The 14,752-nt window shown below is 70.3% G+C and carries 13 protein-coding genes and 7 tRNA genes; 8 read left to right on the top strand and 12 right to left on the bottom strand.

From position 1 onward, the window contains the following. Positions 1-20: 20 nt before the first annotated feature. From ACWPQI_RS11015 to ACWPQI_RS10970, 10 genes are all read right to left on the bottom strand, one after another. On the bottom strand, positions 21-836 hold the full coding sequence (locus tag ACWPQI_RS11015) for an acyl-CoA thioesterase (protein WP_010596841.1): 816 nt from the start codon (positions 834-836) through the stop codon (positions 21-23). A 117-nt stretch (positions 837-953) separates the two neighbouring features. Further along, complete coding sequence (gene pdxS / locus ACWPQI_RS11010) at positions 954-1,802, bottom strand: pyridoxal 5'-phosphate synthase lyase subunit PdxS (protein WP_225223269.1); 849 nt, start codon at positions 1,800-1,802, stop codon at positions 954-956. A 249-nt stretch (positions 1,803-2,051) separates the two neighbouring features. Then, the gene (locus ACWPQI_RS11005) at positions 2,052-3,071 is read right to left on the bottom strand and encodes an NUDIX hydrolase (RefSeq protein WP_010596839.1); all 1,020 of its coding nucleotides are present in this window, start codon (positions 3,069-3,071) and stop codon (positions 2,052-2,054) included. 40 nt (positions 3,072-3,111) lie between these two features. Continuing rightward, a complete protein-coding gene (locus ACWPQI_RS11000; RefSeq protein ID WP_010596838.1) occupies positions 3,112-4,239 on the bottom strand; it encodes a glycosyltransferase family 4 protein in 1,128 nt (375 codons plus the stop codon). Continuing rightward, a complete protein-coding gene (locus ACWPQI_RS10995; RefSeq protein ID WP_010596837.1) occupies positions 4,236-5,141 on the bottom strand; it encodes a phosphatidylinositol mannoside acyltransferase in 906 nt (301 codons plus the stop codon). Before ACWPQI_RS10995 ends, ACWPQI_RS11000 begins: the two co-directional genes overlap by 4 nt. Next, positions 5,138-5,818, bottom strand: a complete 681-nt coding sequence (pgsA, locus tag ACWPQI_RS10990) for a phosphatidylinositol phosphate synthase (RefSeq protein ID WP_140188563.1) — start codon at positions 5,816-5,818, stop codon at positions 5,138-5,140. Before pgsA ends, ACWPQI_RS10995 begins: the two co-directional genes overlap by 4 nt. A gap of 112 nt (positions 5,819-5,930) precedes the next feature. Next, a complete protein-coding gene (locus tag ACWPQI_RS10985; RefSeq protein WP_059174616.1) occupies positions 5,931-6,479 on the bottom strand; it encodes an ATP adenylyltransferase in 549 nt (182 codons plus the stop codon). Further along, complete coding sequence (thrS, locus tag ACWPQI_RS10980; protein WP_010596834.1) at positions 6,476-8,557, bottom strand: threonine--tRNA ligase; 2,082 nt, start codon at positions 8,555-8,557, stop codon at positions 6,476-6,478. Before thrS ends, ACWPQI_RS10985 begins: the two co-directional genes overlap by 4 nt. A 139-nt stretch (positions 8,558-8,696) precedes the next feature. Continuing rightward, on the bottom strand, positions 8,697-9,263 hold the full coding sequence (locus tag ACWPQI_RS10975) for a DUF742 domain-containing protein (RefSeq protein WP_010596833.1): 567 nt from the start codon (positions 9,261-9,263) through the stop codon (positions 8,697-8,699). A 167-nt stretch (positions 9,264-9,430) separates the two neighbouring features. After that, a tRNA-Val gene (locus ACWPQI_RS10970) sits at positions 9,431-9,502 on the bottom strand. A 310-nt stretch (positions 9,503-9,812) separates the two neighbouring features. Here ACWPQI_RS10970 and ACWPQI_RS10965 point away from each other — a divergent pair. The 6 genes from ACWPQI_RS10965 (at position 9,813) to ACWPQI_RS10940 (ending at position 10,412) form a co-directional block, all read left to right on the top strand. After that, positions 9,813-9,885, top strand: a tRNA-Gly gene (locus ACWPQI_RS10965). A gap of 25 nt (positions 9,886-9,910) precedes the next feature. Next, positions 9,911-9,981: transfer RNA gene (locus tag ACWPQI_RS10960), tRNA-Cys, on the top strand. Between the two features lies 1 nt (position 9,982). Further along, a tRNA-Val gene (locus ACWPQI_RS10955) sits at positions 9,983-10,057 on the top strand. Positions 10,058-10,118: 61 nt separating this feature from the next. Beyond that, positions 10,119-10,194, top strand: a tRNA-Gly gene (locus ACWPQI_RS10950). A gap of 7 nt (positions 10,195-10,201) precedes the next feature. Then, positions 10,202-10,276 (top strand) — tRNA-Val (locus ACWPQI_RS10945). 60 nt (positions 10,277-10,336) lie between these two features. After that, positions 10,337-10,412 (top strand) — tRNA-Gly (locus tag ACWPQI_RS10940). A 105-nt stretch (positions 10,413-10,517) separates the two neighbouring features. Here ACWPQI_RS10940 and ACWPQI_RS10935 read toward each other — a convergent pair. After that, the gene (locus ACWPQI_RS10935; RefSeq protein ID WP_102030738.1) at positions 10,518-11,030 is read right to left on the bottom strand and encodes a 2-isopropylmalate synthase; all 513 of its coding nucleotides are present in this window, start codon (positions 11,028-11,030) and stop codon (positions 10,518-10,520) included. A gap of 365 nt (positions 11,031-11,395) precedes the next feature. On the opposite strand from ACWPQI_RS10935, the gene ACWPQI_RS10930 reads away from it, so the two are divergent. Continuing rightward, positions 11,396-11,956, top strand: a complete 561-nt coding sequence (locus ACWPQI_RS10930; protein WP_010592557.1) for a GNAT family N-acetyltransferase — start codon at positions 11,396-11,398, stop codon at positions 11,954-11,956. A gap of 42 nt (positions 11,957-11,998) precedes the next feature. Here ACWPQI_RS10930 and zapE read toward each other — a convergent pair whose 3' ends face one another. Then, positions 11,999-13,015 carry a cell division protein ZapE gene (gene zapE / locus ACWPQI_RS10925; protein ID WP_474738799.1) on the bottom strand — a complete coding sequence of 339 codons (1,017 nt, stop codon included), beginning with the start codon at positions 13,013-13,015 and terminating at the stop codon, positions 11,999-12,001. 153 nt (positions 13,016-13,168) lie between these two features. On the opposite strand from zapE, the gene ACWPQI_RS10920 reads away from it, so the two are divergent. Then, positions 13,169-14,725 (top strand): alpha/beta hydrolase, encoded by a 1,557-nt coding sequence (locus ACWPQI_RS10920; protein WP_474738798.1) that lies wholly within the window; start codon positions 13,169-13,171, stop codon positions 14,723-14,725. Positions 14,726-14,752: the final 27 nt, after the last annotated feature.

Raw genomic sequence — 14,752 nt, 5'->3', positions numbered from 1 at the left:
GGGAACCGGGCACCCGCTCATCAACGCAGGTAGCGGGTCAATCCCTCTTGTACCACCGCGGCGACCATGCGCCCGTTCCGGTCGAAGATGCGTCCCTGTGTCAGGGCCCGCCCGAAGCCGGCCGACGGGGAGGTCTGGTCGTACAGCAACCAGTCGTCGGCGCGGAAGGAGCGCAGGAACCACATGGCGTGGTCGAGGGAGGCGCCCTGGGTCTTCTCGTCGGGATGCGCGACGCTCGCGGAACCGAGCAACGTCATGTCGCTCATGTACGCCAGGGTGCACACGTGCAGCACGTTGTCGTCCGGGAGCGGGTCCCGGACCCGGAACCACACCTGCTGCTGGGACACGATGCCGGTGCGCCGGAAGATGCGGTCCTCCGGCACCCGCCGCAGGTCCCACTCGGGCCATTCCCGCCTGGCCCACTCGTTTCCGGGGTCCTCCGAGTCCGCGAGGCCGGAGAGTTCCTCGGGATCCGGCACCGGGGGCATCTCGTCCTGGTGCTCGATGCCCTCGTCCTGGACGTGGAACGATGCGGACATGGTGAAGATCGCCTGCCCGTCCTGAACGGCAGTCACCCGCCGGGTGCCGAACGACCGGCCGTCGCGGATCGGGTCGACGAGATACACGATCGGCTTCGCCGGGTTACCGGGACGGACGAAGTATCCGTGCAACGAATGCACCGAGTACGCCGGATCGACGGTGCGCACCGCGGACACCAGCGCCTGCCCGGCGACCTGGCCCCCGAAGGTGCGTTGCAGCGACGTCTCCGTCGCCACGCCCCGGAAGATGTTCTTCTCGAGATGTTCGAGCGCCAGGATCTCCTCGATCTTCGCCATGCGGGCTCCTTCCCAGTCCTGCGACAGGCTAGCGGCAGGTGCCCGGAACGGAGCGACGGGAGCCTCCGACACGGTGGAGGCTCCCGTCGCACCCGGGAAAGCCGGCGGTCGTGCGGGTCACCAGCCTCGCTCGGCGAGGCGGTGCGGCACCGGGATGTCGTCGACGTTGATGCCGACCATGGCCTCGCCCAGGCCGCGCGAGACCTTCGCGAGCACGCCCGGGTCGTCGTAGAAGGTGGTGGCCTTGACGATCGCGGCGGCACGCTCGGCCGGGTTGCCGGACTTGAAGATGCCCGAACCGACGAACACGCCCTCGGCGCCGAGCTGCATCATCATCGCCGCGTCCGCCGGGGTGGCGATGCCCCCGGCCGTGAACAGGGTCACCGGCAGCTTGCCGGCCTGGGCGACCTCGACGACCAGGTCGTACGGGGCCTGCAGTTCCTTGGCCGCGACGTACAGCTCGTCCTCCGGCAGGGAGGTCAACCGCCGGATCTCCTGCCGGATCTTCCGCATGTGGGTGGTGGCGTTGGAGACGTCGCCGGTGCCGGCCTCACCCTTGGAACGGATCATCGCCGCGCCCTCGTTGATCCGGCGCAGCGCTTCACCGAGGTTGGTGGCGCCGCACACGAACGGCACGGTGAACGCGAACTTGTCGATGTGGTTCTCGTAGTCGGCGGGAGTGAGCACCTCCGACTCGTCGATGTAGTCCACGCCGAGGGCCTGCAGGATCTGCGCCTCGACGAAGTGACCGATACGCGCCTTGGCCATCACGGGGATGGACACGGCCTCGATGATGCCTTCGATCATGTCCGGGTCGGACATGCGGGACACGCCTCCCTGGGCGCGGATGTCGGCGGGGACGCGCTCGAGCGCCATGACGGCGACGGCACCCGCGTCCTCGGCGATCTTCGCCTGCTCGGGGGTGACCACGTCCATGATCACGCCGCCCTTGAGCATCTCGGCCATGCCGCGCTTGACGCGGGCGGTACCGGTGGTGGGGACGGACTCGGGGCTGCTCACAGCAACAAACTCCTGGGGTATGGCCTGCAGAGACTGGCGCGGCGGACGGATTCGGGCACGTCACGACGCCGCTCCCGATTCTAGGTGCGGCCGGACGGCCGTCCCATAGCCAGTCGCGAGGCCCTGGCCTGCCTCGCGGGCATCGACACGGCCTGCCTCGCGGGCATCGACACGGCCTGCCTCGAGCGCCGCAGCTCACCGGATGGCACGAACCTCCGGTTCCACGCGGCGTACGGCGACGTCACGCGCCTCGCCCAGCAGATCGGCGAGATCCTGCGGGTACACGGCCTCCCCGCGTCGCTGCAGGTCCCGGATCTCGTTCTCGGCGAACCAACGGTGTTCGAGGCTCATGCGGCGCTCGAGGTCCGTGAATCCGCTGCTCCCCGGTTCGAAGGCGGGCGTCTGCAGGGCGAAGAACAGCTCCTCCGAACGGATGAGTTCCCCGTTGAAGGGGAATACCGCCACTCGGCGCCACAGGGGTCCGCACAGTTGCCCGGGCGCGACCGGCAGACCGGTCTCCTCCCCCACCTCGCGGGCCGCGGCCGCGCGCAACGTCTCCCCCACCTCGACGGCGCCGCCGACGGTGAACCAGAAGTGCACGTCAGGCGTGGTCGGGTCGTGGCCGCGCAGCAGCAACACCCGCCCCTCGTGGTCGAACAGCACGACCCGCGCCGAGGTGCGCGTCTCGTCGAGCGACAGGCCCGTCGCGGCAGCCGGGCCGGTGCGCTCGGTGATCTCGAAGTAGGTGGGCAACGGCGCCGTGCCACCGAGGTGCAGCCACCGGACCGGACGGCGGGCACGCAATGCCAGGGTGTCGCGGACGGCGTCGTTGTGGAATCGGCGGGCGATCAGCACCCGCGCCTCGGCGTCGGCGAGTTCGGCCACCAGCTGCGGTCGGAGCCGCTCGGTGTCGACCGCGGCCACGGCGGCCGAGAGCGTGTTCTCCGCCGACTCCCGTTCGGCACGGTCCGCCCGCTCGGCACGGTCGGCCAGGGCGGCCAGCCGGCGGCCTTCGGCGACCGGGACGGAGGCCGCGATCCCGCGCACCACCACGGCGCGGCGAGCCAGGGCGGCGTCGAGCGCCTGCCAGGAGAGGTCCGACCGCACGTGCAGCCGGTCCAGCCGGTTGGCCGTGCCGTACGCCCACAGCCCGAGCGCGACGACGAGCGCGGTGACCAGCGCGAGGACGAGTACGGTCAGCGCGGACAGCGTCACGTCTCACTCCCCTCACGCGGCGGCGTCGCCCGGCTGCATGTCACGACCGGACCTCGCGGACCGGCCCGGCCCCGACCGTGACGGTCTCGTATACGCGCAGGATCTGCTCGGCCACCACCGGCCAGTCGTACGCGCCGACGATCTCGTTCGCCGCCTCCACGAGGGCGCGGCGCCGGGCTGCGTCGTCGAGCAGGCCGCGGATCGAAGCGGCGAGCGCCGCCGAGTCGCCCACCGGGACGAGTACGCCGGCGCGGCCGTCGCGCAGCACCCGGCGGAACGCGTCGAGTTCGCTGGCCACTACCGCGGTACCGGCGGCCATCGCCTCCACGAGCACGATGCCGAAGCTCTCCCCACCGAGGTTGGGGGCGCAGTAGACGTCGGCGCTGCGCATGGCCGAGGCCTTCTCCGCGTCGGACACCTGGCCGAGCAGCCGCAGGTGCCGTGCGTGCGGTCCGGCCTCCTTGCGCAGCCGTTCCTCGTCCCCGCGGCCGACCACGAGGACCTGCAGGTCCGGGTAGTGCTCGACGAGCAGGGGCAGCGCGCCGAGCAGCACCCCCATGCCCTTACGCGGTTCGTCGTACCGGCCGAGGAACAGCACGGTGCGGCCGGCGCGGGGATACCCGGGCAACGCGGGGGCGTGCGCGAACGACGACACGTCGACTCCGTTGGGGATCTCCACGGCGTCGGAGCCGAGGGAGGTCACCTGCCAGCGGCGGGCGAGCTCGGACACGGCGATGCGGCCGCTGATCTTCTCGAGATACGGCTGCAGCACACCTTGGAACGTGCTCAGTACCAGCGACTTGGTCGTCGAGGTGTGGAAGGTCGCGACGATGGGCCCTTCCGCGATCTTCAGGGCGAGCATCGACAGGCTCGGGGCGTTGGGCTCGTGGATGTGCAGGACGTCGAAGTCGTTGTCGTTGATCCATCGCCGGACCCGCGCGTAGGACACGGGGCCGAAGCTCAGACGTGCCACGGACCCGTTGTAGGGGATGGCGACGGCGCGTCCGGCGGAGACGACGAAGTCGGGCAGTTCCGTGCGGTCGGATGCCGGAGCGAGGACACTGACCCGGTGGCCGCGTTCGATGAGCACGGTCGCCAGGTCCACGACGTGCGCCTGCACCCCGCCCGGTACGTCGAACGAGTACGGGCACACCATGCCGATCTTCACCGCGCCTCCATCCGGGCCAGGCGGGCCTCGGAGAGGTCGTCGAGCCAGAGCGGTTGCAGCATGTGCCAGTCCGCCGGGTGTTCGGCGATGTCCGCGGCGAAGCAGTCGGCCAGCGCCTGGGTCGCCGGTCCGATCCCGCCGGTGACGTCGATCTCGGGATGGACCCGGAAACCCCAGCCGTCGTCGGTGAACCAGCAGTGCACCGGCAGCAGGGGCGCCCCGGTCTCGACGGCCAGCTTCGCCGGGCCGGCGGGCATGCGGGTGGGCTCACCGAAGAACGTGACCGGCACGCCCCTGCGGGCCAGGTCGCGTTCGCCGAGCAGGCAGACGATCCGGTTCTCGCGCAACCGGGTCTCGAGCCGGTCGAACGGCGGGGTCTCACCGCCGCTGAGGGGGAAGATCTCGAAGCCGAGGCTTTCGCGGTACGCGACGAACCGCTGGTAGAGCGATTCCGGGCGCAGGCGTTCGGCCACCGTGGACAGTCCGCCGTAGGTCTGCGTGCACCACACACCGGCCATGTCCCAGTTCCCGCTGTGCGGCAGGGCGAGAATTGCACCGCGCCCGGTTGCCAGGGCCTGTTCGATGTGTTCGCGGCCCTCGACGGCGTCGTCGAGTGCCGCAGCCGTCGCGGCGAGGTCCATGGAGGGCAGCCGGAACGCCTCCCGCCAGTACCGGGCGTAGGACCGCAGGGACTGTCGGATCAGCTCGTCCGGGACCTGCGCCGCGGGCACACCCAGGACGCGGGCCAGGTTGCGGCGCAACTGCTGCGGGCCGGCGCCGCGACGGGCGGCGTATTCGGCCCCGACGTCGAACAGCCGGCGCGCAGTGGACTCGGGCAGCGCCCGCACGAGCCGCCATCCCGCGGCGTAGCCGAGGTCGGAGGCGCGTTCCGTCACGCTCATCGGGCGTCTCCGTCCGCCGGTGCCGACGACGGTTCTCCGTCGGCCGGAGTCGACGACGGCAGGGGCAGCAGCTCGCGGGCCTCCGGGGAGCGCCGCACCGCGAGCACCCGCTGGAACACGGTGATCACCGAACCGGCGGCGAGCAGCCACATTGCGGCGTGGATCGCCCACCACAGGCCGAGCCCGGTGAAGCCGGCGCCGACCAGGACGATGACGAGCCGGTCGGGACGTTCGATCAAGCCGCCGTCGGCGGACAGGCCGCTCGCTTCCGCGCGGGCCTTGGCATAGGAGATGACCTGGGAGGTGACGAGGCAGATGAGGGTGGCGACCAGCAGCGGCCGGCTCTGTTCCTCGTAGACCGCCCACCAGGCGAGCCCGGCGAAGATCGCACCGTCGGCGACCCGGTCACAGGTGGCGTCGAGGACCGCGCCGAAGCGGGTGCCGCCACCTCGGGCCCGCGCCATGGCGCCGTCGAGCATGTCGAACATCACGAACAGCCCGATCACCATCGCACCCCAGAACAACTGCCCCATCGGGAACAGCGTCACGGCGGCGGCGATCGTGGCGACGGTGCCGATCAGTGTCACCGCGTCCGGCGTGAGGCCGGTGCGGATCAGGGCCCTGCCGAGCGGCGCGGTGACCTTCGACACCGACGCACGCCCGAAGAAGCTGAGCATCCCACCGACCCCCGTCTTTCGTCACATCGTTGCGTCCGGGACACGATCCTGCCATGCCTGCGAACGGCGACAACCATACAGTCGCGGGGACGGCGTTCGGTTCGGGCCGGTGTCAGTCGTTCCAGGCCGCAGCGAGCAACGCGCGGGTGTCGCGCAGCAGCTGCGGCATGACCTTGGCGCCGCCGAGAACGGTGATGAAGTTGGCGTCGCCACCCCACCGCGGCACCACGTGCAGGTGCAGGTGCTCGGCGAGTGAGCCCCCGGCGGCGGCCCCGAGGTTGAGCCCCACGTTGAAGCCGTGCGGCCGCGAGACGCTCTTGATGACCAGGATCGCCCGCTGCGCGAACGACATCAGCTCGGTGCTCTCCTCGGGGGTGAGGTCCTCGAGGTTGGCGACCCGCCGGTACGGCACGACCATCAGATGGCCGGGGTTGTAGGGATACAGGTTGAGCACCGCGTACACGTGCTCGCCGCGCGCGACGACGAGGCCCTCCTCGTCCCGCATCTTCGGGATGTCGGTGAAGGGCTCGTAGGGCGCCTCCTTGGACCGGGGCGCCTCCGCGATGTACGACATGCGGTGCGGGGACCACAGTCGCTGGAGGTGATCGGGTTCGCCGGCACCCCGATCGACGAGGGCGTCGTCGGAGCATTCCCCGCTCATGCGGCGCCGCCGCGGTCGACGGGAGCGACGAGCTCCGCGGTGGGCGAGGCGTTCTCCCGCCGCTCGATCCACTCGGTCACCAGACGGACCGCGTCGGCCACGGGTACCCCGTTGACCTGCGTGCCGTCGCGGAACCGGAAGCTGACCGCGCCGGCGGCGACGTCACGCTCGCCCGCGAGCAGCATGAACGGCACCTTCTGCGTGGTGTGGTTGCGGATCTTCTTCTGCATCCGGTCGTCGCTGGTGTCGACTTCGGCCCGCACCCCGGCGGCCTTCAACTGCCGGGTGACGTCGAACAGGTGATCCTCGAAGGCCTCCGCGACGGGAATCCCGACGACCTGGACGGGGGCGAGCCACGCCGGGAAGGCACCCGCGTAGTGCTCGGTGAGCACGCCGAAGAAGCGCTCGATCGAACCGAACAGGGCCCGGTGGATCATCACCGGCCGGTGCTTGCTGCCGTCGGGGCCGGTGTACTCGAGCTCGAATCGCTCGGGCAGGTTGAAGTCGAGCTGGATCGTCGACATCTGCCAGCTGCGCCCGAGCGCGTCCTGAACCTGGACGGAGATCTTGGGGCCGTAGAAGGCGGCACCGCCCGGATCCGGCACGAGATCGAGCCCGGAGGCCTCGCCGACCTCGCGCAGGGTCTCGGTGGCCTCCTCCCACAGGGCGTCGTCGCCGACGAACTTCTTGGGGTTCTTCGTCGACAGCTCGAGGTAGTAGTCCTCGAGGCCGTAGTCCTTGAGCAGGTCGAGGACGAAGTTCAGGGTCGTGGTCAGCTCGTCGCGCATCTGCTCGCGGGTGCAGTAGATGTGCGCGTCGTCCTGCGTCATGCCACGCACCCGGGTCAGACCGTGGACGACGCCGGACTTCTCGTACCGGTACACCGAGCCGAATTCGAACAGCCGCAGCGGCAGCTCGCGGTAGGACCGGCCGCGGGACCGGAAGACGAGGTTGTGCATCGGGCAGTTCATCGGCTTGAGGTAGTAGTCCTGGCCCGGCTTGCGCACGGTGCCGTCCTCGGCCAGTTCCTCGTCGATGTGCATCGCGGGGAACATGCCGTCGCGGTACCAGTCGAGATGGCCGGACACCTCGTAGAGGTGACCCTTCGTGATGTGCGGGGAGTACACGAACTCGTAGCCGGCCTCGACATGCCGCTTGCGGGAGTAGTTCTCCATCTCCTGGCGGATGATGCCGCCCTTGGGGTGGAACACCGGGAGGCCGGAGCCGAGCTCGTCGGGGAAGCTGAACAGGTCGAGCTCGTTGCCGAGCTTGCGGTGATCACGGCGCTCGGCCTCGGCGAGCAGCTCGAGGTAGCGCTCCTGCGCCTCCGCGGACTCCCACGCGGTGCCGTAGATGCGCTGGAGACCGGCATTGTCCTGGTCGCCGCGCCAATAGGCGGCGGAGCTGCGGGTGAGCTTGAACGCCGGGATGTACTTGGTGGTGGGGATGTGCGGACCGCGGCACAGATCGGCCCAGATCTTCTCGCCGGTGCGCGGATTGAGGTTGTCGTAGATCGTCAGTTCCTTGCCGCCGACCTCCATGATCTCGGGGTCCTCGTCCAGGGAGCTGTTTCCGGCCGACTTCTCGCTGATCAGCTCGAGCTTGAACGGCTCGTTCTTCAGTTCCTCGCGTGCGTCGTCCAGGCTCTCGACGACGCGGCGGGAGAACCGCTGCGCCCCCTTGACGATCTGCTTCATGCGCTTCTCGAGCTTCGTCAGGTCCTCGGGAGTGAAGGGGCGGTCGACCTGGAAGTCGTAGTAGAAGCCGTCCTTGATCGGGGGACCGATGCCGAGCTTGGCCTCGGGGAACTCCTGCTGCACCGCCTGGGCGAGGACGTGTGCCGCGGAGTGCCGGATGACGGAGCGGCCGTCCTCGGTGGCGGCGGCGACCGGCTCGACCTGGGTGTCCTGTTCCGGCGTCCACGACAGGTCCCGCAGCCGCCCCTCCTCGTCGCGGACCACGACGACCGCGTCGGGCCCGCTGTTGGGCAGGCCCGCCTCCCGGAGGGCGGCACCGGCAGTGGTCCCCGCGGGCACCCGGACGAGCACGGTGGGGTCTACGGATGCGGGCGTCGTCACTGTGGTGGGCTCCTCGGGCTCGTGCCGGTGATGGGTGCCGCCGACGCCGCGGGGTATGCCACGCGTCCGGCAACCAGACCATGCTATCGACACCACCCGGAACGGCAGTTCACCCGGGCACCGCAGGGCGTCGGGCGGGCTAGAGCCGACGCAGGCCGCCGAGGACCCGAGACAGCAACTGGGCGTCGGGTCCGAGTCCGTCGGCGGTGCGGTGGACGGTGAGTTCTCCCGTGGCGGCGAGATCTCCCACCAGGACACGTGCGACGCCCAGAGGCAGTCGGGCCAGGGCCGCGATCTCCATGATGGACCGCGGTTCGGCGCACAGCGCCAGGATGGTGCGGTGCTCCTCGAGACCCGCAGTTCCCTCGGCGTCGCTCACGGCGGAGACGAGGACCTCGAGCGGGAGATCCACCTCGGAGCGGGTCCGGCCCTGGCTGCGCACGAAGGGACGGACGAAGGAGGGCTGCTGCCCGATCGGTTCTTCCTCCCTCGTGGCCGCCGTGTGCCTCGGGACCGCGGGCATCGGCTGCGACGCGGGGACGGCGACGGCCGCGGAGGTCCCCGTGGTCGGGGCGTCCACCGCGGGCGTGGCCGCTCCGCGGTCGGCGGCGCCGGGTGCCGGGTGATCCTTGCGCCGGCGGCCGGCCGATCCGAATCGTGCTCCTGTGGCCCCGACCAGGGGCCAGTTGTTGTCGGCGACGCTCATCAGTCGCATCCTCCTCACACCGACCGCAATCCTGCCATCAGCGCAGCGCGGTTCGGTGAACGCGCAGGTCACCGCCGCTCCGTCGCCGACACGTTCCGGCCGGACGCGAACCGCGCCGGCCCGGAAACGACGAAGGGCACCCCGTGGGGTGCCCTTCGTCGGTGCTGTGGTCCCGGCTGGGATCGAACCAGCGACCTCCCCGGTGTGAACGGGACGCTCTTCCACTGAGCCACGGGACCGGGCCGCTTCGCAGCGGCTCGAACGAGAAGGAACATTAACACGCCCATCGGATGAACACGAATCGCCTGGTCGCCTGTGTTTTCGATACCGCGTCGGGATGCCGCGCCCCGAGGGGGCGCGAGTTCCGTGCCCCTCACCGAACGGATCGCCGAGCCGGCGCTCGCTGGCCCGACCCGCCGCCGGAACGGGCCGGGCAGGATCCACCAGGACGGCTCGTCCATGCCCTCACCTGCAGATTTGTGTGTTCTGACGATGGTCGGCTAATGTTCTCAACCGCACCACGGAGAGCACGGCGCCGGGCGGTGCGATGCGGATGTAGCGCAGCTGGTAGCGCATCACCTTGCCAAGGTGAGGGTCGCGGGTTCGAATCCCGTCATCCGCTCGAGAGGTTGGACTCGACCTTTTACGGTGGAGTGGCCGAGTGGTGAGGCAACGGCCTGCAAAGCCGTGCACACGGGTTCGATTCCCGTCTCCACCTCGCGCGATTAGCTCAGCGGGAGAGCGCTTCCCTGACACGGAAGAGGTCACTGGTTCAATCCCAGTATCGCGCACCATGATCGACCAGGTTTCACCCTGCACTTCTCGACCCGGGTCACCGGGTCGGGGAGTGCGCATGCGGATGTAGCGCAGCTGGTAGCGCATCACCTTGCCAAGGTGAGGGTCGCGGGTTCGAATCCCGTCATCCGCTCCACCCCCCGGCGCGATTAGCTCAGCGGGAGAGCGCTTCCCTGACACGGAAGAGGTCACTGGTTCGATCCCAGTATCGCGCACCACGATCCACCCTTTCCACGCTGCACTCCGTCGCCCGGTCCCTCGGGCCGGGGAGTGCGCATGCGGATGTAGCGCAGCTGGTAGCGCATCACCTTGCCAAGGTGAGGGTCGCGGGTTCGAATCCCGTCATCCGCTCCACCCCCCGGTGTGCCACCCGGACGAGGTCGCCGGTCCCGGTCGCCCACACCACTCGACGGCGAAGGCCCTCCCGGTCGGGAGGGCCTTCGTCGTGTCACCGCCCCCTCAGCGGGAAGCGTGCAGCCGGTTGGCTCCCGCGATCATCGCGCGCAGTGCCGATTCGGTTCCGCTCGCCGCGGCACCCATGCTCCAGAGCCGGCGCCCGTCCGCCTCGCACAGCAGGAATGTCGTGTGGGTGTCGCCGAGGTCGAACTGGTGGAACGAGAGAATCTCGAGCGGCATCCCGAGGGTGTGCATCATGACGGTCATGGCGGCCACCGGACCGGTGGCCGTCGCCGCCGCCGTGTGGATGGTCTCTCCCACGCCGAAAGTGGCCTCGAAGTTCCGCCGACCGGCGCACGGAGCCCCGGCCGACCAGCCACCGAGACGGACCGGCCCGTGCGGTGCATAGGTCGCGGTGAACTCGGTCCAGCTCGTGCCGAGCGCCTCGGCACGCAACTCGCGCGGCAGGGATCGTCCGTAGCGGGCGGCGAACGGATCGATCGGCGCCGAGTATGCGGTCTCCGCGTCGCCGGCGGCGTAGGAGGTGCGGGGAGCGGTGGAGGTGAAGGCGTTCATCGTAGGAGGTCTTCCGCGTGAAGGGAGGACCGACAGGTAGCTCGACGACCCGCAGCGAGGGGTCGGTCCGAATCAGACCCCGCTACGGCGGTGAACTACGAGTACGCGCTTCATGAGAGCCCACAGTAGAGCGTTGCCCGGCGGAAGGCAACCACCCGGACGGCCGGCCCGTGACCCAACCGTGACCACCCCGGTTGGAACCTGAGGGATTCCTCATGTATTGTCGGAGATGCCATCCCCCCGATGGTAATGAACCCCAGCCATGACCCCCCATCCAAGGCTGGGGTTCAGCCATTTCCGGACGTCGAACGGATACCTGCCCCGACCGTCGGCGCGGTGCCCCGCCGAGTGATCTACTGGTTCCCATGTCCACTCCGTCACTCGAGGAATCGACCGCGAACGTCTCCGTCGAGCAGGCCGGCATCTGGGATGCCGAGACCATCGCCGATGTCGCAGCCACCACGTTCCCCCTGGCCTGCCCGGCCGACGCCTCCCAGGAGGACATCGCCGCATTCATCGACGACACCCTCTCGGCGGAACGGTTCAGCGAGTACCTCACCGACCCGACCCGCATCGTGCTCAAGGCGACCGTCGGCGGCGAGATCGTGGGCTACCTCATGGCCGTCGATGCCGAACCGACGGACCCGGAAGTCCGTGAAGCCGTGACCGCGCTGCCCACCACCGAGATCAGCAAGCTCTACGTGCTGCCGGGCAAGCACGGCACCGGAGTGGCGGCGGCCCTGATGGCTGCCGTCGTCGAGCATGCCCGGGCAGCCGGCTGCCGGGGGCTGTGGCTGGGGGTCAACCAGCAGAACTCTCGGGCCCGGCGGTTCTACGCCAAGAACGAGTTCGAGGTCGTGGGAACGCGCACGTTCCAGGTCGGCTCGCAGACCCATCACGACTACGTCATGCAACGCACCCTGTGACGCGCGGACCCCGCCTGCGGCGGGGGCAGCCGGGAACCCGACTCAGCTGGCGGCGGTCTCGAACCGCGACAGCGCCAACAGGCGCGAGGTCGCACGCAGGTACTTCTTGCGGTAGCCGCCGGCGAGCATCTCGTCGGTGAAGATCTCGTCCAGCTTCGCGCCGGCGACGGTCACCGGAATGCTCGCGTCGTAGAGCCGGTCGGCGAGCACCACCAGACGCAGCGCCACGGACTGGTCGTGGGCGGCATGAACCCCGTTGAGGAAGACGGCCGCGACGCCCTCGACGAGCTTGCCGTACCGGGACGGATGCAGCGTGCTCAGGTGCGCGCACAGCTCGTCGAAGTCGTCGAGGGTGGCGCCGGGGACCGCATCGGCGCGATCGATCAGCTCCTCGGAGCTGATCGGGTCCGGGGCCGGCGGCAGGTCGCGATGGCGGTAGTCGGGGCCGTCCACGCGGATGGTCTCGAAGATCGAGGCGAGCTTCTTGATCTCGCGCAGGAAGTCCTGCGCCGCGAATCGCCCCTCTCCCAGCTGCCCGGGCAGGGTGTTGGACGTGGCGACGATGGACACGCCCCGCGCCGAGAGTTCGGTCAGCAGGCGGGAGACCAGCATCGTGTCGCCCGGGTCGTCGAGCTCGAACTCGTCGATGCACAGCACGCTGTGGCCGGACAGCTCCTCGACGGCCTTGTTGAAGCCGAGAGCGCCGACGACGTGGGTCAGCTCCACGAAGGTGCCGAACGCCTTCGGCGACGGCGCCGCGTGGAAGATCGAGGCCAGCAGGTGGGTCTTGCCGACGCCGAAGCCGCCGTCGAGGTAGAGACCGGCGCCGGTGGACGGCGCCTTCCGTCCGAACAGGCCGCGCCGGCCGCCACCCCGGATCTTCGCGATCTTGTGGGCGAACTCCTCCGCCGTCGCGACAGCGGTCGCCTGGCTCGGCTCGTTCGGATCGGGGATGTAGGACGCGAAGCTCACGTCGTCGAACATCGCGGGCGGAACCATCTGGGCCACCAGTTGGTCGGACGGCACCACGGGATTGCGATCGACGAGACGTTCGTGCATTTCTCCAGGGTAGGGCCGTCGCTCGAGGCGACCGGTACACCCGGGGCAGATTGCGACCTACTTCACACCACGTACACCTGATCGTCACATCCGGCGGATCGGACGATCCGGTCACGTGCGCGGGCCCGCGCACCGACCTGGCAGGCTGTGCGCATGCGCAGAACCCGTGTGCTCACCGTGGGCATCGTCGTGCTCGGAACGATGACCGCCGCGTGCGGGGCGGGCCCTTCGGTACGCCCCGACGTCGCGGTGGTGCAGGAGGCGGACGGCCGGTCCACTCCCACCGGCGAGGATCCGGCCCTCGCCCCGGAGCTACCGGTGCCGGCCCGGGACCTGGACTGGCGCGACTGCACCGCCGACACCCTCGCCGCCCAGCAGCTGCCGCCGGGACCCACCGGTCTCGTCCTCGAATGCGCCCAGCTTCCCGCTGCGATCGACGCCACAGGCACCGTGCCGGGTTCGTTTCCGCTCGACGTGCTGCGCGCCCGGCTGGCACAGACTCCCACCGATGCGGCCCCGCTCGTCATGACGACGGGCGCGGACATGCCCTCCTCGGGGGCGCTGGCCGCACTGTCGACCGGCTCGCTCGCCGAACTCGTGGCCTCCCGGCCGATCATCGCGGTGGATCGGCGCGGCCTCGGCGCCTCCCAGCCGATCGAGTGCATCTTCGGAGCGGACCGGCGCGCCCTGGCCGACCACGGACAGTTCGGCCGCACCGGCGACGGTCCGGAGCGGGTCGCCGAACTCGGGCGGCAGGCCACCATCGCATGCACCGACTACCTGCAGCCGCAGGAACTGCTGTTCGACGCCGCCCACGCCGCCGACGATCTCGAGCAGCTGCGAACCACGTGGGGCGTCGATCGGATCGGCGTGCTCGGCATCGGCAACGGCGCCACGGTCGCCCTCGCCTACGCGTCGAAGTACCCGACCACCCTCGGCCGCCTCGTCCTCGACTCCCCCGCCGCCGCGACGGCCGACGCCGAACTGCTGGCCGAGAGCCGGGTGCGCGGCGCGGAGTCGGCGGTCGACGCGTTCGCCCGCCAGTGCGTCGCGCTGGCGTGCTCGCTGGGGCCGGACCCGCGGGCCGCGCTCGAAGACCTGCACGCCCGCGCCGCGACCGGCGCTCTTGCACCGCTCTCGTCGAACGCCCTGCTCACCGCGGTGACGTGGTTTCTGGGAACCCCCCGCAGCGACGCGCAGGCCCGGGTCCGCGAGCTGTCCGACGCTCTGTCCGCCGCCGGTGCGGGAGACGTGACGCCGATGCTCGAACTCGTCGGCGCCGCCGAGGCCGTGCTGTCGTCCGACGGGCAGTTCGTCTCCCGCTGCAGCGACGGTCAGCGATGGCCCACGACGGCCCGGGCCACCGAGCTGCAGCGAACTTGGTCGGCGAACTACCCCCTGTTCGGCGGCGACAGCGCGGTCGGTCTCACCGCGTGCAGCGCCTGGCCGAGCATGCCGACACCGCCGCTGCCGCCGGAGGTGCGCGTACCCGTGCTGGTGACGACGGGTGCCGCCGATCCGCTCGTCGGCAGCGCGGGCCTCGAGTCGGTCACCGGCGCCCTCACCGCCGTCTCGGCCCGGTGGGCGGCGCTGTCCTGGCAGGGTGCCGGATACTCCGCGGTCCTGCACTCCGGCTGCGTCCAGGCACGCCTGGCGGCCTACCTCGACACCGGTGCCCTGCCGCCGAACGGCAGCCTGTGCCCGGCGTGAATCAGCGTGCGCCGCGTCCCGGGCCCG

The organism is Rhodococcus sp. LMD (assembly GCF_056108245.1).
Note: the sequence above shows the minus strand (reverse complement) of the source record. Positions and strands in the feature narration are given on the sequence as shown.

Bases quoted from the DNA above. Each gene is read 5' to 3' on its own strand.
- ACWPQI_RS11015 (WP_010596841.1), bottom strand. From the start codon at position 836: ATGGCGAAGATCGAGGAGATCCTGGCGCTCGAACATCTCGAGAAGAAC.
- pdxS (WP_225223269.1), bottom strand. From the start codon at position 1,802: ATGGCCGAGATGCTCAAGGGCGGCGTGATCATGGACGTGGTCACCCCC.
- ACWPQI_RS10995 (WP_010596837.1), bottom strand. From the start codon at position 5,141: ATGAGCGTGACGGAACGCGCCTCCGACCTCGGCTACGCCGCGGGATGG.
- pgsA (WP_140188563.1), bottom strand. From the start codon at position 5,818: ATGCTCAGCTTCTTCGGGCGTGCGTCGGTGTCGAAGGTCACCGCGCCG.
- ACWPQI_RS10985 (WP_059174616.1), bottom strand. From the start codon at position 6,479: ATGAGCGGGGAATGCTCCGACGACGCCCTCGTCGATCGGGGTGCCGGC.
- ACWPQI_RS10975 (WP_010596833.1), bottom strand. From the start codon at position 9,263: ATGAGCGTCGCCGACAACAACTGGCCCCTGGTCGGGGCCACAGGAGCA.
- ACWPQI_RS10935 (WP_102030738.1), bottom strand. From the start codon at position 11,030: ATGAACGCCTTCACCTCCACCGCTCCCCGCACCTCCTACGCCGCCGGC.
- ACWPQI_RS10930 (WP_010592557.1), top strand. From the start codon at position 11,396: ATGTCCACTCCGTCACTCGAGGAATCGACCGCGAACGTCTCCGTCGAG.
- zapE (WP_474738799.1), bottom strand. From the start codon at position 13,015: ATGCACGAACGTCTCGTCGATCGCAATCCCGTGGTGCCGTCCGACCAA.
- ACWPQI_RS10920 (WP_474738798.1), top strand. From the start codon at position 13,169: ATGCGCAGAACCCGTGTGCTCACCGTGGGCATCGTCGTGCTCGGAACG.